Below are 17,037 nucleotides of genomic sequence, written 5' to 3'. Positions count from 1 at the left end.
GACGTTTAATTGAGGAGGTCAAATGCAAACGTTAATTAACACCAAGCTGCCTGAGTTTAAGGTTCAGTCTTATCACAACAACGACTTTAAAACTGTGACTCACAATGATTTCAACGGCAAGTGGTCCATTCTGTTCTTCTACCCTGCGGACTTTACTTTTGTATGTCCTACAGAGTTGGGAGACATGGCCGATAAGTATGCCGAATTCCAAAAAATGGGAGTCGAGGTCTACGCGGTGAGCACAGACACTCACTTTAGCCACAAGGCTTGGCACGACACTTCTGATACAGTTGGTAAGATCAAGTACCACATGTTGGCTGACCCCACCGGTCACCTGTCCCGCGCCTTTGGCGTGTACATTGAAGAGGCGGGTCTTGCCTACCGTGGAACTTTCCTGATCAACCCAGAAGGTCAGATTAAGCTGGCTGAAGTTCAGGATAACGGCATTGGCCGCAATGCGGATGAGCTGATGCGCAAAGTGCAAGCGGCTCAGTTTATCGCCAAAAACCCCAAGGAAGTCTGCCCCGCAAAGTGGAAGCCGGGTGCAGATACTTTGAAGCCAGGCTTGGATCTCGTCGGTAAGATCTAACAACAGCCCTTTGGCTTAGCAGTAGTAGTTTTAAATGGCCGCCTTTGGGCGGCCTTTGTTTAGGAGGAAGTCATGTTGGACAATCAGATGCTCGAACAACTCAAACAGGTCTTTGCCAAATTAGAGAACAAGGTGGAATTGGTCTATGAATCATCGGCTCACGAAAAACAGTCCGAGCTAGTGGATATGCTGACGGCGGTCGCCGGGACCTCAGATTTGATTTCGGCCAAGGCCTCAGATGTGAAGAGCCGTCTTCCTCAATTTAGTGTCCACTACAAGGGCCAGCCAACCGGAGTTTCCTTTGTCGGGATTCCCGGAGGGCACGAGTTCACTTCGTTGATCCTGGCGATTCTTAATGTGGACGGCAAAGGCAAACTGCCTGATCCTCAGATGATCAATCGGATTAAAAAAATCAAGGGACCGATTGAGATCAAAACTTATATTTCTCTTTCCTGTGAGAACTGCCCGGATGTGGTTCAGGCTTTGAACCTAATGGCTTACTTTCACCCCAACATGAAGCACCAAATGATTGATGGGGGCTTAGACCAGGAGGAGATCCAGAGGTTGGGAATTCAAGGTGTGCCCAGCGTGGTCAGCGGAGACAAGCTGATCAGTGTGGGGAAAGCCGGATTTCTTGATCTTCTGCAAAGCCTTGAGGAAACCTACGGCTCAGACCAAGCAGGTTCCGGGGAGCCAGTGGATCTGGGAGAATTTGATGTGGTCGTCATCGGCGCCGGCCCTGCCGGAGCCTCCTCGGCCATTTACTCAGCCCGCAAGGGTTTAAAGACCGCGGTGATTGCAGAAAAGTTTGGCGGTCAGGTTCAAGACACCAAGGGAATTGAAAACCTGATTTCAGTTCCTTATACGGAAGGCCCTCAGTTGGCGGCTCAACTGGCAACCCACATGAAGGAATACGACATCCAGCTATTAGAACACCGCCGGGTTCAGTCCGTTGCCGACGAGGGGAAAAAATTGATTAAGCTGGATTCAGGAGAGTTTCTTAAGACCAAATCCCTGATCGTCGCAACTGGCGCAAAATGGCGGGAGTTGGGCATACCAGGTGAAAAAGAATACATTGGCCGGGGAGTGGCCTTTTGTCCTCACTGTGACGGCCCCTTTTACAAGGGCAAAGATGTGGCGGTGATCGGTGGCGGCAACTCAGGAGTTGAGGCGGCGATTGATCTGGCAGGCATTGTGAAATCCGTTGTTTTAATTGAGTTTGCGCCGGAATTGAAGGCCGATGAAGTACTGGTTAGAAAACTTCAGTCCCTGCCTAATGTGACCGTGATCAAAAACGCCCGCACCAGCCAGGTTGTGGGTAATGGGGAAAAAGTTGTCGGTCTTGAGTATGAAGAACGCGCCACAGAGGAAATCAAAAGAGTGGAGCTCAATGGTGTCTTTGTGCAAATAGGCCTGATCCCCAACAGTGCTTTCATCAAAGACCGGGTGGAAACCAACAAGTTTGGCGAAATCATGATTGATGAAAAGTGTCGCACCAGCACACCAGGCATCTATGCTGCGGGCGACGTGACCACGGTTCCCTTTAAGCAAATCGTCATTGCCATGGGTGAGGGGGCCAAAGCAGCCCTTACGGCCTTTGAAGATCAGATGGTTTCCTGAGATAAAGCTCTTTTTAAAGCTGTAACACGGCGAATTAGTGTTGAATTTCTGACCCTCCCGGATTATCAATTCAAATACCCCAAGGGGGTATTTGAATAGGGGAGGGAAAGTCTATGAAATTGATGATGGTTTTTGCTGTGGTGTTTGTCTCAGTCGGCGCTTGGGCCCATGGATCAAGAGTGCAGGCCGTGGAGCAGGCCACAGTGGTTGCTCTTGAAATGTTTGAGACCACCGAACCTCGCGTTGCGGTCGATTCTTTTAATGCTGTGAAGTCTTGGATCAGTGGAGATCAGCTCATGGTCCGTGCTTACTACAACAACAATGCCGAAAATGTTCTTTACGCTTGCGAGTGGGACCACTCAGGCCACGAAGAAAAAATGGTTTGTGAAAAGCGGTAGGACAGGCTTTTCTTATTGCTGCGGAAAATTGGCTGCGGTTGCACTAGGAGCCTTGCTCAGTGGGTGCCCCCTGATGGAGGCCATCCACGATCCGGGTTCCAATGGCCTTGGTGACCTTAAGCCCACATTTAAGTCCGTCTCTGCGGTCATTTTTGCCAACAAGTGTGTCGAGTGTCACTCGGGTGCTAAAACCCCACACGGGATTGATTTGTCCTCTTATGGGGTGATTAAGGGCAATAATTCCTTCCCACCCTTACTTGTTCCGGGAAATCCCCTGGCCAGCAGTCTCTATCGCAGTATTGCCAACGACTCCATGCCAAAGGATCGCCCCCCACTCAGTTTTCAGGAAAAGCAGGCCATTTACGAGTGGATCTTACAGGGTGGTTTGGAAGTTCCCAAAAAAGATGGGGAGCCTGAGTGTGAGAAAGAGGACTGCCAACCAGGGGAGCCGCCAGATGAGCCAGGGCCACTGCCGGGAGAACCTCCTGATGAGCCGCCTAATGAATGTGAACCGGGGGAACCATGTGATGAAACAGAACCCTAAGGGAAAACAAAAGGTGTAAACAATGGCAAAAAAGGAATTTAGCGCCTCAAGGCGCGAGCTAGTAAAAACAATGGGTGTGGTTGGTGCCGGTGGGCTGATGGCTGGATTTCCCATTACGGCCCAAGCGTTTTCTTGGATGGATCGAGTTTCAAGTCGCAAGCCTCTCGCCGCAGTGGATGTGGAGCTAGAGCTTGAAGCGGTTCCGGCCCAATTTGAAATCTTCAGTGGTCAGAACACGGCGATCTTTCAATACCGTGGACGGGTACTGACTGGTTCGGCAGGAACCCTTGTTCACAATGCAAATAGCTATTTGGGGCCAACGATTCGCGTGACCAAAGGTCAACGGGTGCGGATTCATTTTAAGAACAATCTGCCCGAAGCGACGATTGTTCACTGGCATGGTCTCGACGTGCCGGCTGATATGGACGGCCACCCCCAAAGTGCCCAAGAGCCTGGTGGAACTTACCTGTATGAGTTTACCGTCGCGAACCGAGCCGGACTCTATTGGTACCACCCTCATCCCCATGGTCGCACAGGCATTCAGGTCTATCAGGGATTGGCAGGTCTTTTTATTGTCGAGGATCCGGAAGAAAAGGCTTTGGGGCTTCCCAACGGAAAGCAAGAGCACATTGTTGTTCTGCAGGATCGAAGGTTTTCCGCAGACAAACAGTTTGAATACATCCAGAGTGGGCATGATCGCATGATGGGATTGTGGGGTGACACCTATTTGATCAATGGTGCCCTGCAAAGTCCACGTAGCATGACGACTGGCAGTCAGCGCATTCGTGTCCTCAATGGGTCTAATGCCCGCATATACAAACTGCAGTGGAGTCATGGTGCTAATTTGACGGTGATTGGCACGGACGGGGGACTGCTGGACGGGCCTCAATCGATGGCCGAAATCCTTATGGCGCCGGGCGAGCGTTTGGATTTGTGGTTGGATGTGGATCCGACGCTGATTGGTCAAACGATTGTACTGAAGAATCTTATTGTTCCCCAGGGAGAGCCGCCAGAGAATCTGGTGACTTTCCAAATTGTCGAAGAGGTAGGGCCTCAACTCACTTTGCCGAGTCGTTTGTCGGAGCTTTCCGCGTTAAGGGAAGAGGACGCGGTCAACTTTGGCAATCCAAAGCGCTTCACACTGGAGCCAACAAGAAGTGTGGGCTGGTCCATTGATGGTTTAGGATATGAAATGGGGAAGGTCAGACCTAAAGAGACCATTCAAATGGGCACCATGGAAATCTGGGAGTTCCACAATCCCACTGGTATGCCTCATCCCATGCACATTCATGGCTCTCAATTTCAGATATTGGGCCGCGAGCGGAGCCACCCGGCCATCGTGGACCGAGGATGGAAGGACGTCGTCCTAGTATTGGGTGGCGACACGGTTCGTGTCCTCAAGCGCTTTGATCATCACAAGGGCTTGTTTGTCTTTCACTGCCATAACCTGGAGCACGAAGACATGAGCATGATGAGAGATTACCTCGTGGTGTAGGGGTCTCCAAGATCCGTTGTTCGAAAGCTCAGCCCATTGGCGAGCAATTTCCGCAAATCCTCACGCGCCTTATCGGCCGCAGGCTCGTCTTCGGGTCGCATCAGCCTTGCTGCTGCGACTCGGATACGCCCTGCGCGACGGCGAGGATTCGGATTTCCGGAATTGCTCGCCAATGGGCTGCCCTTGTCGCCAGCGGCGGTCTTGGGATTTCATCATAAAAAGTTATATGCAAGATTGAGAAGGGTCAGCTGCAAATATGCTGGCCCTTTTGTTTTCTGACTGTCCAAACTCTAGTCAGTCACTGGAATGTTTTCCTGTAAAGGGATCAAAAATGGCAGCAGAGACCGAGTTGAGGTAGATTCCGCGGTTACGGTTATTGAGGTTATGTCTGAAATTCTAATTGGCTGTTCAAAATCGGGGGGCAGCTTATGCTCGATCACACAGTGATCAAGTCGACACTATTAAATGCGAGTCTGATCGACATACTTTATGCCTGTATGTTGGCCTTCTTGTTTGGCGTGACCATCGCTCTCACCTATGTGCGGACTTTTAGCGGTCTCACCTACTCGCGGGCATTTATCCAGGCGGTGATATTTGCACCTTTGCTGACATCCGTTGCGATGCAGGCCATTGGCGACAGCATGGCCCGTGGTTTGGGCATGATGGGGGCCTTTTCGCTGCTCCGATTTCGCACTAATATTAAGGATTCACGGGACATGATGTTTATGTTTGCCGCATTGGCTTCGGGCCTGGCCTGTGGTGTTTACGCCTATCAGATTGCCTTAGTGGCCGTGGTCTTCTTTTGTCTTGCGGTTTTTGTGGTTCACAACATCCCCTTTAGTGTGGAGGCCGATTACGATGCCGTGTTAAGGCTTCAGGTCGCCAATCAACCAGAAAGCCAAAAACTCATCGACCTGGTGTTGGCCAAGTATGCCCGGCGCTTTTCCATTCTTTCTCTTAAGGACGCGGCCCAGGGGCAACGACTGGATTTATCCTATCAGCTCCGAATGAAAGATTCTGGGGTGCAAAGCTTAATTATTAGTGACCTGTCTAAAATCAACTCCGCTCGGGACATACACCTTTTTATGCAGGACAAAGCTCATGAAGTTTAAGAGCATTTGGCAAAGCACCAGGGATTTTACCGAGGTCAATCGCAAGTTGGTGATTGCCTTCGTGGTGTGTTTGCTCGGAGTCTTTCTTCTGCAGTTTTACGTGACCCGGCCGACCCTGGAGATTCTCGGCATTGCCGACTCCAAAGAGACAGCGATCGCCTATGAGTCCGCTGTGGTGGTGAAGCGCATATTTGTTTTACCGGGTCAAAAAGTCATCAAAGGCCAGCGTTTAGTAGAGGTGGAGCAGAATGAAATCAACCTCAAGCTGGCTGAGCTTGAAACTCAATTGGATACATTGAAGTCACAAAAAGAGCTAAGGGATGTGCTTGTTTCCAGTCTTCAGGACAGGAAACCGAGGAAAGTAAAGGGGAAGAAAGGGAAGAAGGGGAAAGCGGTACGTGAGGCGCCGTCTCCCACCTCCTCACCCATGGATGAGGAGATCATTGGTCTGGAAAAGCAGATTGACCAGATCAAAAAACAAAAGGAGATGGCTGTCCGCTACGCCAATCATGATGGCGTAGTGGCAGCTGTCAATTTTAAAGCACATGAGTCTGTGGCCCCCTTTCAACCCATATTGACCCTCACCACCCATGTTCCCAATCTTGTCTATGGCTTTGTAAACGAAAACCGGCATTCACAACTTCACGTCGGGGACTGGGTCCAGGTGGAGGCTGCCTCCGGCGAACCCCGCCGGGTGAGGGGTGAGATTGTTTCCCTGGGAAGTCGAATCACCCCATTCCCGGAGCGCCTACAGAGTCCTTTAGGGAATCTCTATTGGGGGCGTGAAGTGGTGGTGGCCCTGCCGGATTCCAATGAGTTTTTGATGGCCGAGAAGGTAAGAATCAAACTGGGTTATGGCTCAGCGAAGATTGAATCGGGGGAGCGCATCGACTACGCCCTGAGAACAGGTGGGGAAGTCGATGGCGGTTCTACAGAAGAATGCATGGGCCCTCGGGTGGGGCTAAAAAGTGATGGTCGTCTCACGCCTATGTTGGAGACGAAGGTATGCCAAACCAAGTAAAATTGGGCCTGGCTGTTTTGCTGGCCCTTTGTTGCCTGCAGACCAGGGCCGATCAGATTTCAAATCTGCTCGTAGAGGCTTATAAATCCGGAGAAGTTGAGGATTCAGTTGATTCTGGCGCCACATCCTACGGTCTGGAACGGCTGGTTCCTGTTCAGTCTATCGAATACCACTATGGAGCCGAAGAGAATGAGTCCAATAGGACTCATATATTTCGCCTTAAGATGAAGAGCTTTAGGGAGATGACTACGGCATCCGAATCTCACCGTCTCTCCCAAGAGCTCAAGGATCTCACGCAAAAATCAGCCGTGAATCAGGTTGCCTTCGAAGCTCACCGACAGGTGGTCGAGTCCATTTTGCACTCACAGCTGTTACATGTCATTTCCCAGAGGCAAAAGGAAACCGATCGCCTGATCAATCGTAAACTTCACTTACTTAGTGAAAGCAGATCAAGCGCCAAAGAACTGCTCCGGGAGAGCCTTGGCTCTCAGCAGCTGCAGGGGCAGTTGGCCATCGTTCAGGGAGCCTTGGTTGGTAAAGAGGAGATATCCTCTGCAAAGGCGGAATCCCTGACACAGACTCTGGTTTCTCGGGCTTCACGATTAGCCAACAAGATCAAAAGATCTGCCCTGCAGTCTCAAGAGCTGCGACGTCAACAGTTGGCAGCCAGACTTGAGCACATCGACAAGGAAGTGGATTGGGCGAACGACAGCAAGATTCTTTCCCAGGTGGATTTTCGTTACGATTCGGAAAATCGTGAGAATTCCTTCCGCGTGGGATTCAACATCCCCTTCGCTAGATTTGACCGCAGCAAAAAGGAGAGAGAAAGTGCCTTGCTGCGGTCCAAAGAGGCAATAGGTCAAGTCAAGCAGCAGGAGACAAAACGGGAGGTAGAAGAACGCGCAGCCCGAGTGCAGAGTTTGGCTGAAGCTCTGCGGATCTCCCAGGAGAAGCTGGCACAAATTGCAGCGGTTAAGCAGAGGCTTCGTAAATCAAAAGATGCCGAGGTTTTGCTGGCCATTAGGCAAAGCCTCTACGAAATGAACAAAGAGGTGGCTGAGCTGGCTTTGGAGTTTTATCTGACCTATCTCACCCATCTGAGAGATCTGGGCGAGTTTTCCGCCAAAGAGTCAGTGAATTTTTTAGATCCCTCTTGGGCCGCACTTAAGAGGTAAGATATGGATCTGTTTAGACGAGAGATTAAGTTTCAGATTAACCAGGAGCAAATGGACGGCATCTGTGATTTCCTACGTGCCCACTGCGAAATGGACAAACACTCGGTTCTTTCTGCTGACGGCCACTACACCATTAATTCCTTGTATTTGGATACGGAGAACATGCTGCTCCTGGAAACCAAACGTAAAAACCTGTCGAGCCGCTTTTCCATTCGCATCCGCTCATATGGGGATCCTGCCGTTGACTATCCGGTGTTTTTGGAAATCAAAAAGAAGGTCAACGGGATGGTGGCTAAACAAAGGATTACAGTCACCAACCCTCAGGTTTGGGAGTTCCTTGAGTACGGAATTGCAGATGAAGGTAATGCAGATTTTCGGCAGGCCTTTTTATCGCCCATTGCCTATCAGATTTGGCGTTTAGGTTTAGGGCCGAGAATCATGACTCAATATCGGCGTAAGGCCTATTTCGGCCGTAATGAGCCGTACACTCGTGTGACATTTGACCGCAGTTTACGCTGTTACCCGGAAACCACCTACAATCCCTTTCCTCGTGAAGAGAAATTCGCCAATTACGACAATATTGATGTCTACAAGAGTCCAACGAGCAATATCATTCTAGAGCTTAAGTGTGAGCTGAAGGTTCCCCTGTGGATGAGGGATCTGGTCCGTCGCTTTGGTCTTAAGCACTCGTCCTTCTCCAAATTTGATTCGAGTTACACCTTCGCCAGCGACAAGCTCACTTCTGTCGGCTTGTGAAGGGTATGGACACACCTTTGAGACGTACAGCGTCTCAAAGGTGTGTCCATACCGAAGTCGAAGTCTTATTTGAACTTACTAAGAAGCTCTTTAACTAAATCAGAGGCACTGTCTTTGCCGCCGAGTCCGAAAGCAATGCCGGTGGCAATGGCCAGGGCGCCAAGTACCAGGCCAAAGGTGATGGTGACGATTTCATCGGCAATACCCATCTGCTTAAGTCCCATGGCGAAGCCAAGAATCAACACAGCGGTGCGCGCCAGGCCTGAAAGAAACTTCGCCTGTGGGGCAGAGCTGGATGCAACGACCTTGGCGACAATATTGGCGATATAAAAACCCAGGCCAATAATGACCAGGCCAAAGGCCACTTGGCCGGCAAAGACGGTAAACTGACTGAGAATCTCAGCCAATGACTGAAATCCAATGAGATTGAGAGACTCTATCCCAGCAAACAAGAGGACAGCAATTAGTGCCACGACACCCATGACTTCCGAGGGTTTTTTATGATTGGCATCGGGGCGAATGGAAATGCCTAACTTGGACAAAAGATTATCAAAGCCCACGCTCTGTAAAAACTTGGAAACTAGATCGGCGATGACGCGACCAACAACGTAGGAAATAAACAAAACCAAGATGGCCGCAAAGACGGCGGGGATGGCCTGCAAAAATGTATTCAGCATGGCGCTGGCGGGTTGGGTGATGGCCTCAAGCTTTAGGGAATTCAAGCTTGAAATGAGGACAGGGATAATAATCAGAATATAAACCACCATCCCAGCGACCTCAGACAGCTGCTGGTCGCCAAGAAGAGCCTTAAGGCCCAACTTATCCGATAGGCGGTTGGCTCCGGCTGAGCTGAGAAGGTTGACCACGATCTTTTTTACCACTCGCGCTACGAACCAACCGATGGCAAAAATAACGATGGCGGCAAAGACGTTGGGGAGAAAACCCAAAAACTTGTGAACCATGGCATTCACCGGTTCAATCAGGCCCTTCAATGCAAGAGCGTCAAGAACAGCCGGCAAAAACAGGAGAAAGACCAGCCAGTAGACGGTTTCAGCAAAGGCTGTTGAAACAGGGAGGTCCTTGGCTAGATCTCGTTCCTCAACCTGTTCGCCAATTTTCTCGTCCAGCTTGGCTTGTTTGGATAGGCGCAGAATCAAAAAGCGCAGAGCACTGGCGATGATCCAAGCCAGAGTCAGGAGGACGATGGGTGCCACCAGCCGTGGAGCATACTCAAAAACGGTGGCCAATAGACGGTTAATCGGTTCATTGAGAAGGCTGAGCCCAAGAGACTGGAAAAAGCCCACCAAGACAAAAAGCATTAGGATAAAAAACAGCACCTGTCCGGCGGCAACCTCAAACTCGGCCACCCGCTTGGTCTCATCAGCGCCGATAAGTCGAGAGATCTTTTCTCCCACCTTAAACTTGCGACAAGTGGCGATAAAAAGCTTTGAGGTCAAATGGGCGACCAGCCAACCTAAGATAAGCACGGCCATGGCGCCGATGAGGTTAGGGATGTAGGAATTAACAAGACTCAGAATCTGTTCCATGGAACTGGACAAGTCCATTTAGTTAGCCCTCCTGATAAAATCGGGTCCACAACTCTACTGAAAAGCTGCTCAACTCAATCTGTTGTGTGACAAACTGTTGCTATATATAAGGAACAAACCAGCAAGAGACGCCAGTTCTACAGCTTTCGCGACCAATGAATATTGTCTATTCATGTTGTTATCATTATTGAATTGCGGATGGGATGCAAGGTGCAAAGCAGTATTGGCCAGGGAAAAGGAGGCAGTCCACTAGTGGGAAGTGAACTGCCTAAAGAAAAGATTAACGAGTGGTGACGAGCAGAATACCCAAGGGGTTGAGTCCTGACTCGACTGTTTTGAGAAATTTGGAATCTCCAGCGACGGAGAACAGAGAAACATTGGTGTTCAGGTTTCCGTCTTTGTTTGGACCTGAATGGGTGACAAACATCACCTGGTTGGCAAAGTCCACGGTCACATTATGTGCCTTGGCATCTTGAAGAGCGTGGGTTTTGATCAACTTAGCCTGGAAGTTCAATGTGCCTTCCTTTTGTCTCACTTCATAAACCGACATGGGGCCTTGGGAAGTGAAGTTGGCCAGGTAGATTCGCGAAGCATCGCTGTTCCAGTAAATGCCGTGAGAGCCGGGAACACCTTCCACGGTAGTGACCACTTTAAAGGTCTTTTTGTCGACAAAGTTCAGGCGGCCGGCGGTCTGCTCGGGAATCAAAAGATAAGGTGATTCGGCAGGAATTCCCAAATGAGTGTCAAAGCTCAAACGCATTTGATCCAACAGAGCGAGCGTGCGGCGGTTGTACTTGAGGATGTAATCATACTTGCTACTGCCTTCCTCAACCCCGATCATGGTGATAAAGATATAATCTTTGTCAGCCACAATGTCATGGGGCTTGCCGGTGGCAAACAGGGCGCCCACATCAATCCGGTGTTTGTGGTAGGCAATTTGGTCGTCAAATCGATTAATGGCAACCACATCAACCACGCGATCAATGTCCGCCACAGCGTAAATCTCTTTTTGATCGGGTGAGGGCCACATGTGAAACATGCCCTGGGAGGTCGGCACAGATCCCAGGTAACGAAAGTCGCGGTTGTCAAAGAACAAGAGCTGACTGTTCTTGCGATCTGAAACGGCCACTGTCTGATACCGTGGAACGCTGGAGGCGTAAATCGGTTCAAAAGATTGACCCACATGGGTGGCATCTACTTTTTGAATCACATCCCCTTTAGGGGTGCTCAAGAGCGTAATGGTGGAATCGCTGCGATTGGGGACGACCACATATTTGTCGGGAAGTCCAAAGGCGAGCGAGGTGGTGGTAGCTAGAGATAATAGAGCGATAAGTTTAAACATGAATGTCTCCTAATGGTGTAGCCAGAAGCCTGAAGGGACCTCCCCACTTGGGCGGGGAGGCTCAGAGGTTCTGTGTGAACATGTGTTAGTGGAGGTGGGCCTGACCGCTGGGTACAGTGTCAGAGATGTTGTTCAACATCATGGGTGTCATGCCTGGTGCATTGGCGTAAACACCTGCCATCAAGATCTTGATCGCATAAGGAGCTGGATCAAAATCAGGGTAGGGTTCAACTGTGACTACAATGGCATGAATACCGTCATCCAAAACAACTGGAGTGCGCACGATGTCCTGGCCTGGAACTTTAGGGAAGTTCAGCTTCAGTGGGCCGGCCAGAGGACCTGCATTGTCAGAATCGGCCAAAGTGGCATCCTTGAATACTCCGGTGGAAAACTTACCACCATTTTCAGTGTTCACAATCCATCCCTCGTAGGCCCATCCATCAGGAAGGCTAGGTAGGCTAAGAGAACCCTGGCCGTTTCCGGGATTAAGAAACCAAACCCCTTGATTGGGCATGCCACCAGTGGGTGCGGCGAGAATAAAACTTCCCTGGGCCGCCGCAAAGTCAGTGGCAATACTTGAGCCATGGGCCACGGAAAGACTGGCTTGCCGTCTGCTGTAGTCGCCCCCCATTACGTGAACATCGCTGGGACCCATGTCAGTATCACCATTGGGTTCGATGGTGAGGACAAACAGACTGGCCTTTAGGTGACTGCGGTCGACGGGAAAACTGGCGTGACCATTTTGCCCGACCTTCTTAAGGCTTTTTCCCATGGCATTGACAAGGTACACGCCTCCGTCTTTGCCAATGGAGAAGCGTCCAGTGGACAGAGCTGCTCCGTCGACGATGTTCCAGCCTTCATAGTGTTGGCCTTTCATCGGCTCAAGACCTGAAAGCTCCAGGCCTAGCTGGACTTGACTGGCTTGGGCTGTGGAGACAGCAACCGAGGCTAATAGAGTGAGTAATGCGGTTTTCATGTGATTCCTCCCCTGAGTGAGTGTTTAGGTTTCAATGGTTGAGTTGCGCTCGCTGACATTTTTATAAATGGTGAGTATGTCAGAGAGGGTCTTTTTGCTGAGTTGTGGGACGCGGGCTTCCGGGTGGGGAAGGCCGACGGCTAACACCAAAAAGGCGTTTTCGTTTTCCTGCCGATTCAACAGGCGGGTCATAAATCGGCGGTTGGAAGGGGTATAGGTCAGGACTGATAGGCCTGCCAAATGAAGGGCTGCGATCAACAGTCCGGTGGCAATGCCGACCGATTCCTTGGCATAGTAATGGGTGGACTTGGCCCCTTGGGCATCCACATCAAAAGTGGCGTAGAAGATGGGGATCAAATAGCTGGCTTCAGTGAGAAACTCCTTGGTCGCATCTGTATGTAAAGGCTCTAGATCGCGAAGCCACTTTTGTGGAGCTCGCTCGGCATAAAAGAGACTCTCTTCCTCTTCAGCCTTTTGGCGAATTGCCGATTTGAGCTCTTGCTCTTGGATAATGGCAAAGGACCAAGGCTGTTTGTTGGCCCCGCTGGGAGCCGTACCGGCAATGGCCACGGCCATCTTGATGATTTCAATGTCTATGGGGGCTTGATCAAAGTGCCTGGTGCTTCTCCTCTTGCGGAACACGGACAGCAAGGACCTGACAATCGTCCGGGCTGTTGCGTTACTAAATTCTTGTTGTGTGAGCTTTTCCAGCACCTTTTACTCCTTGGGGCAGTGACGCCATCTGTTTCGCACATTCTTTATCGCGCACTTGCCGAGATAAAAAAAATGAATTAAAAGAATCCGTGATATAGCTAAAAAGAATATGGCTAAGGATTGGGGTATGAGAACGGAGAATCGATGCGGCTCAAAGATCACTTGGAAAAACTGAGCTATTTTTATCAAGTTGGAAAAGAAGGATCGATCAAGGAGGCCTCATCAGTCCTAGGGATCACTCAGCCTTCGCTGACTAAATCCATCAAGATTCTCGAAGATGCGGTGGGAAGCGATCTCTTCGTGCGTCTTCCCCGGGGAGTGGAGCTGACTAAGCAGGGCCGGGTTCTCTTTGAGTACTGCCATCAGTTGTTCGCGGGTCTGGAGGACTTGGAGGCAAGACTTCTGGCCCCGGATGATCCCATGTCGGGGCATTTGCGCGTGGGGACTTATGACAGTATTGCGATTTACTTTTGGCCCAAGTTTTTGCGGAGTTTTCTCCATGAGTTTCCCAACCTGGATTTGGAACTCACCACCAACCGTAGTCATGAGATTCAGAGCATGGTGGAGTCCGGAGAGCTGGACGTGGGTTTGATCATTGAGCCGCAGTCGACGGCGCAACTCGACGTAATGGACCTGGCTACGGACACCTTTCAGCTCTATGCGGCCACAAAAATGGCCAGTGAGCAGGAAGCGCAATTATCTGCCCCCTTGATCTATATGCCCGATGCCCTAGCGGGGGAAAAGGGGCGGTTGGAGCACATGATCTCTGCTCAAGGTGGAGACTATGGACGGGCCAAGCACTACGGGACTTCCAGCCTGGAGTCAGCGAAGGAGTTGGTGATCAATGGTATCGGTGTGGGGCTGCTACCAAAAATGGTGGCCCAGGACGCGGTTAAGAAAAAACGCATCAAGCAGATTTATCCCAAGGGATTTCCCAAATCTGGAATCGGCAAACACCGCATCGGAGTGGTGTTTGCCAAACATAAAAAAGATTCGCGGATCATGAAGGAGCTCTTTTCACGGTTGAAGAGTCATCCTTGGTAGTCCGCAATCTGGTGTAATCAGTTGCAGTTACCTTTGACCTTGCTGGCTCCAGCGACTTGGAGAATATGATCGACAAAGGTTTTGGCTCGTCGGGGAGTGCGAATCCAGGTCAGGGGAATGGATTCCGCCAAGCCACGGGATTGGCACAGGCCGGACTCACATTCGAAACATTCAGCGCAATCCGAGTCCCAAGTGCACTCAAAGCCGCCACGACCGGTGGCAATGCACTCACCGCTCTCGCATTCGTAACCATCTATGCAGTCTGAATCCCAGGTGCAGCCGCCATCGGGCCAGCGTCCCATTCGGCAGGTCCCATCATTACAGTGAAACCCCTCGGAGCAGTCGGAATCAAATGTGCATTCAGAGCCACTCCAGCCCTCTTGTTCACATTCGCCGGAGCTGTTACAGGAATAGCCATCCATACAATCCGAGTCCCAGGTGCAGCCGCCGTCAGGCCAGCGTCCCATACGACAGGTGCCGTCATTACATTGAAAGCCATCGGAGCAATCGGAATCAAAGGTGCATTCTGACCCTGACCACCCGGACTTTTCGCACTCCCCTGAGCTGTTGCAGGAATAGCCGTCGAGACAATCCGAATCCCAAGTACAGCCGCCATCGGGAAATCTGCCCATGCGACAGGCATTGGTGGACGAGTCACAATAGAATCCATCGTCGCAGTCGGAATCAAAGGTGCAGGCATTGGCACTAGCGCCAAGCATTAAAAACAATGCAGCAAACAATGCTGAATATACTGGTGTCATTATATCCCCCCAAAAAACGTTTAAGCCTGGAATTGCAAGTGGGGGGCCACGCTCGCGGGCTTGTCAGATATCTAAAGACGTGTTGCACTAAGGCCCACCGCTCCGAATTGCGCGGCTGGGTGGAATTGAAAAGGTGAACGAAATGGGTGATGAGCTTCAGAGTTGGCAATCAGTTTTCAAATCTCCGTCTTGGCAGGCTTATGAAAGACTGTGGCTGCAAATCAATGCCCTTCAGGAAGTGGGCAAAGTGGATTCCCTTTTTGATCAGATCACGGAGTTGGAGAGGCGACTCGATCCGCTATTTTCGACCGATGGTCGGGACGGTAATCATCTTTCCCTGGTAAAGGACTTGTCCTATTTGTTGTACGACCGCCTCAAGTCAGTAGAAAAGCGCTTGCGACCCAGTCGGCGGCGAGAACCAAAACCTGATTGGTGTCGAGAGCTCTCCCGTTCTCATCAGCGGGTTTGCGCTGGACTTAACATTCTCACTTTCTGCCAAGACCGAGGGCTACAGTTTTCTTTTCTTCAAGTGGAGTTGATGCCTGACTTTAAGCGATCCGTGGAGATCATGCTTGAAAACCAAAGGCAGGTGGCGAGTGATCCTCAGCTCAAGAATTCATCCGCAGGGGCTGAGTCCCTGGAACAAGTGGCATTGACCCTTGTCGATCTCAAGCCCCTGATGAAGGAATTGGCCAAAGAGTAAAATGCTAACGATCTGGTTATGAGATCCCACAAAACGCTTTATGTAAATCCGGTCCATAATTGTGAACCACAAAATCCTTTGTCAGTGAAGGCGGTCCTTTGCCGACCGTTCTCCCCAAATCCTCACGCACCTTTTCGGCCGCAGGCTCGTCTTCGGGTCGCGTCAGGTTTCCTGCCGCGCCTCGGATACGCCCTGCGCGACGGTGAGGATTCGGATTTACGGGAACGGCTCGGCAATCGGACCAATTCCCAGGCAATGGCGACACATAGTATTGTGGTTCAAAATTAAGGGCCTGGATTTCTTTGTGTACACCATGAGTTCAAGATTCCACGTAGTTAGGATTGCTGTACACATCCTACATATAGCCATTAGTTATATATAAATAGATATAAGCGATTTGTTTTTGTCTCTGATTTACTCCACAGTTGGTTTCAATAAACCAAAAGGGGGAGACATGAAAAAGATATTCCTAGTTTTACTGGCTACGACTGCCATGAGCAGTCAGGCTCTCGCTGACCAGTTTTCTCAGTTCGCCTGCGAAAATTTGTCCTTAAACCAACCAGCTCCACGGCTTTTTGATAAGGTGCAGTTTCCGGAAGTGGGAATGGCCGTGCTCGCCTTGGGCTGTCAAACTAAACTCACTTTCTCTAACGGCCTCACGGCACTGGTGGAAAGAGATGTTGTAACTGATCAGGGTGAGAATCAAAAGCAGTTGCTTGTGGTTTCGCTACAGACCCAACAGATCAATCCCATTCTTGCCAGCTCTCGCTATTTGCGGGCACGATTCACCGATGGTCATCCCATTGGCCCGGACCGGGGAGGTACACCTTTGCCGCCTTCTTTGGATCAAATTGAAGTATTGAAGACTCGTAGCCTTGGACTCAGTAATGTTGGTCTGGAGACTTTTGACGTGGGCTTTAGCTATACTCGAACCTATCGCCGGTCGGCCAATGGCCGGGAGATCACGGACGAAACCAAGTTTCGCTCGGAATTTGATCTTTGCGGCAATCGGCTTGATCGACGTTATATGAGTGCCATTCTCAGTAACATTAAAAACTGCTCTCACTACACGGCCACAGAGCTGCGTGAGTTTGAGGAATTTCACAACCTCTAAGATAGAGGAAGTCTCAGAAAACGTGGCCTTGCCTGAAGGGAAGCACCGAATCCCACAGGCGAGGCCATTTGCTTTTCTGGCCCTTGGCCTCTGTAACCAGGGAGTGGTGAAGCCGATAAGCTATCT

General features: G+C 50.5%; 17 protein-coding genes. 12 read left to right on the top strand and 5 right to left on the bottom strand.

Annotated features, from left to right (window positions below; translation table 11 throughout):
- Nucleotides 1–22: 22 nt before the first annotated feature.
- The 9 genes from ahpC (at nucleotide 23) to H6624_06485 (ending at nucleotide 8,710) form a co-directional block, all read left to right on the top strand.
- Entirely contained in the window at nucleotides 23–589 is a 567-nt protein-coding gene (ahpC, locus tag H6624_06525) for a peroxiredoxin (GenBank protein ID MCB9083979.1), read from the top strand.
- Nucleotides 590–661: 72 nt separating this feature from the next.
- The gene (ahpF, locus tag H6624_06520; protein MCB9083978.1) at nucleotides 662–2,209 is read left to right on the top strand and encodes an alkyl hydroperoxide reductase subunit F; all 1,548 of its coding nucleotides are present in this window, start codon (nucleotides 662–664) and stop codon (nucleotides 2,207–2,209) included.
- A gap of 113 nt (nucleotides 2,210–2,322) precedes the next feature.
- The gene (locus tag H6624_06515; protein ID MCB9083977.1) at nucleotides 2,323–2,607 is read left to right on the top strand and encodes a hypothetical protein; all 285 of its coding nucleotides are present in this window, start codon (nucleotides 2,323–2,325) and stop codon (nucleotides 2,605–2,607) included.
- Nucleotides 2,608–2,680: 73 nt separating this feature from the next.
- Nucleotides 2,681–3,151 carry a hypothetical protein gene (locus H6624_06510; GenBank protein MCB9083976.1) on the top strand — a complete coding sequence of 157 codons (471 nt, stop codon included), beginning with the start codon at nucleotides 2,681–2,683 and terminating at the stop codon, nucleotides 3,149–3,151.
- 22 nt (nucleotides 3,152–3,173) lie between these two features.
- Nucleotides 3,174–4,646 (top strand): multicopper oxidase domain-containing protein, encoded by a 1,473-nt coding sequence (locus tag H6624_06505; protein MCB9083975.1) that lies wholly within the window; start codon nucleotides 3,174–3,176, stop codon nucleotides 4,644–4,646.
- 428 nt (nucleotides 4,647–5,074) lie between these two features.
- Complete coding sequence (locus H6624_06500; protein MCB9083974.1) at nucleotides 5,075–5,758, top strand: DUF4956 domain-containing protein; 684 nt, start codon at nucleotides 5,075–5,077, stop codon at nucleotides 5,756–5,758.
- Nucleotides 5,748–6,779, top strand: coding sequence for an HlyD family efflux transporter periplasmic adaptor subunit (locus H6624_06495; GenBank protein MCB9083973.1), 1,032 nt, complete (start codon nucleotides 5,748–5,750; stop codon nucleotides 6,777–6,779). The genes H6624_06500 and H6624_06495 overlap by 11 nt, the downstream gene beginning before the upstream one ends.
- Nucleotides 6,764–7,954, top strand: coding sequence for a hypothetical protein (locus H6624_06490; GenBank protein MCB9083972.1), 1,191 nt, complete (start codon nucleotides 6,764–6,766; stop codon nucleotides 7,952–7,954). The genes H6624_06495 and H6624_06490 overlap by 16 nt, the downstream gene beginning before the upstream one ends.
- Before the next feature lie 3 nt (nucleotides 7,955–7,957).
- Nucleotides 7,958–8,710: a polyphosphate polymerase domain-containing protein gene (locus H6624_06485; protein MCB9083971.1), complete on the top strand. Its 753-nt coding sequence runs from the start codon at nucleotides 7,958–7,960 to the stop codon at nucleotides 8,708–8,710.
- Between the two features lie 65 nt (nucleotides 8,711–8,775).
- Here H6624_06485 and H6624_06480 read toward each other — a convergent pair whose 3' ends face one another.
- The 4 genes from H6624_06480 to H6624_06465 all read right to left on the bottom strand — a co-directional run bounded on the left by H6624_06480 (nucleotide 8,776) and on the right by H6624_06465 (nucleotide 13,289).
- Nucleotides 8,776–10,275: a mechanosensitive ion channel gene (locus H6624_06480; GenBank protein ID MCB9083970.1), complete on the bottom strand. Its 1,500-nt coding sequence runs from the start codon at nucleotides 10,273–10,275 to the stop codon at nucleotides 8,776–8,778.
- 262 nt (nucleotides 10,276–10,537) lie between these two features.
- On the bottom strand, nucleotides 10,538–11,599 hold the full coding sequence (locus tag H6624_06475; GenBank protein ID MCB9083969.1) for a hypothetical protein: 1,062 nt from the start codon (nucleotides 11,597–11,599) through the stop codon (nucleotides 10,538–10,540).
- A gap of 85 nt (nucleotides 11,600–11,684) precedes the next feature.
- Nucleotides 11,685–12,575 carry a hypothetical protein gene (locus H6624_06470; GenBank protein ID MCB9083968.1) on the bottom strand — a complete coding sequence of 297 codons (891 nt, stop codon included), beginning with the start codon at nucleotides 12,573–12,575 and terminating at the stop codon, nucleotides 11,685–11,687.
- A gap of 24 nt (nucleotides 12,576–12,599) precedes the next feature.
- Nucleotides 12,600–13,289: a nitroreductase family protein gene (locus H6624_06465; protein ID MCB9083967.1), complete on the bottom strand. Its 690-nt coding sequence runs from the start codon at nucleotides 13,287–13,289 to the stop codon at nucleotides 12,600–12,602.
- 144 nt (nucleotides 13,290–13,433) lie between these two features.
- Here H6624_06465 and H6624_06460 point away from each other — a divergent pair, with 144 nt between their 5' ends.
- Nucleotides 13,434–14,333 (top strand): LysR family transcriptional regulator, encoded by a 900-nt coding sequence (locus tag H6624_06460; GenBank protein MCB9083966.1) that lies wholly within the window; start codon nucleotides 13,434–13,436, stop codon nucleotides 14,331–14,333.
- Nucleotides 14,334–14,350: 17 nt separating this feature from the next.
- Here the strand turns inward: H6624_06460 and H6624_06455 are convergent, their stop codons facing one another.
- A complete protein-coding gene (locus tag H6624_06455) occupies nucleotides 14,351–15,094 on the bottom strand; it encodes a hypothetical protein (protein ID MCB9083965.1) in 744 nt (247 codons plus the stop codon).
- Between the two features lie 142 nt (nucleotides 15,095–15,236).
- On the opposite strand from H6624_06455, the gene H6624_06450 reads away from it, so the two are divergent.
- Nucleotides 15,237–15,797, top strand: coding sequence for a hypothetical protein (locus tag H6624_06450; GenBank protein ID MCB9083964.1), 561 nt, complete (start codon nucleotides 15,237–15,239; stop codon nucleotides 15,795–15,797).
- A 454-nt stretch (nucleotides 15,798–16,251) separates the two neighbouring features.
- The gene (locus tag H6624_06445) at nucleotides 16,252–16,911 is read left to right on the top strand and encodes a hypothetical protein (protein ID MCB9083963.1); all 660 of its coding nucleotides are present in this window, start codon (nucleotides 16,252–16,254) and stop codon (nucleotides 16,909–16,911) included.
- Nucleotides 16,912–17,037: the final 126 nt, after the last annotated feature.

The sequence above is a fragment of the Pseudobdellovibrionaceae bacterium genome, from assembly GCA_020635075.1.
GTDB lineage: Bacteria > Bdellovibrionota > Bdellovibrionia > Bdellovibrionales > UBA1609 > JADZEO01.
This window is presented reverse-complemented; position numbering and strand designations above follow the sequence as displayed.

What these genes read in the sequence shown, in the direction of transcription:
- H6624_06480 (MCB9083970.1), bottom strand. Translation starts at nt 10,275, where the DNA reads ATGGACTTGTCCAGTTCCATGGAACAGATTCTGAGTCTTGTTAATTCC.
- H6624_06495 (MCB9083973.1), top strand. Translation starts at nt 5,748, where the DNA reads ATGAAGTTTAAGAGCATTTGGCAAAGCACCAGGGATTTTACCGAGGTC.
- H6624_06515 (MCB9083977.1), top strand. Translation starts at nt 2,323, where the DNA reads ATGAAATTGATGATGGTTTTTGCTGTGGTGTTTGTCTCAGTCGGCGCT.
- ahpC (MCB9083979.1), top strand. Translation starts at nt 23, where the DNA reads ATGCAAACGTTAATTAACACCAAGCTGCCTGAGTTTAAGGTTCAGTCT.
- H6624_06490 (MCB9083972.1), top strand. Translation starts at nt 6,764, where the DNA reads ATGCCAAACCAAGTAAAATTGGGCCTGGCTGTTTTGCTGGCCCTTTGT.
- H6624_06500 (MCB9083974.1), top strand. Translation starts at nt 5,075, where the DNA reads ATGCTCGATCACACAGTGATCAAGTCGACACTATTAAATGCGAGTCTG.
- H6624_06450 (MCB9083964.1), top strand. Translation starts at nt 15,237, where the DNA reads ATGGGTGATGAGCTTCAGAGTTGGCAATCAGTTTTCAAATCTCCGTCT.
- H6624_06455 (MCB9083965.1), bottom strand. Translation starts at nt 15,094, where the DNA reads ATGACACCAGTATATTCAGCATTGTTTGCTGCATTGTTTTTAATGCTT.
- H6624_06460 (MCB9083966.1), top strand. Translation starts at nt 13,434, where the DNA reads ATGCGGCTCAAAGATCACTTGGAAAAACTGAGCTATTTTTATCAAGTT.
- H6624_06505 (MCB9083975.1), top strand. Translation starts at nt 3,174, where the DNA reads ATGGCAAAAAAGGAATTTAGCGCCTCAAGGCGCGAGCTAGTAAAAACA.
- H6624_06475 (MCB9083969.1), bottom strand. Translation starts at nt 11,599, where the DNA reads ATGTTTAAACTTATCGCTCTATTATCTCTAGCTACCACCACCTCGCTC.
- H6624_06445 (MCB9083963.1), top strand. Translation starts at nt 16,252, where the DNA reads ATGAAAAAGATATTCCTAGTTTTACTGGCTACGACTGCCATGAGCAGT.
- H6624_06470 (MCB9083968.1), bottom strand. Translation starts at nt 12,575, where the DNA reads ATGAAAACCGCATTACTCACTCTATTAGCCTCGGTTGCTGTCTCCACA.
- H6624_06510 (MCB9083976.1), top strand. Translation starts at nt 2,681, where the DNA reads ATGGAGGCCATCCACGATCCGGGTTCCAATGGCCTTGGTGACCTTAAG.
- H6624_06485 (MCB9083971.1), top strand. Translation starts at nt 7,958, where the DNA reads ATGGATCTGTTTAGACGAGAGATTAAGTTTCAGATTAACCAGGAGCAA.
- ahpF (MCB9083978.1), top strand. Translation starts at nt 662, where the DNA reads ATGTTGGACAATCAGATGCTCGAACAACTCAAACAGGTCTTTGCCAAA.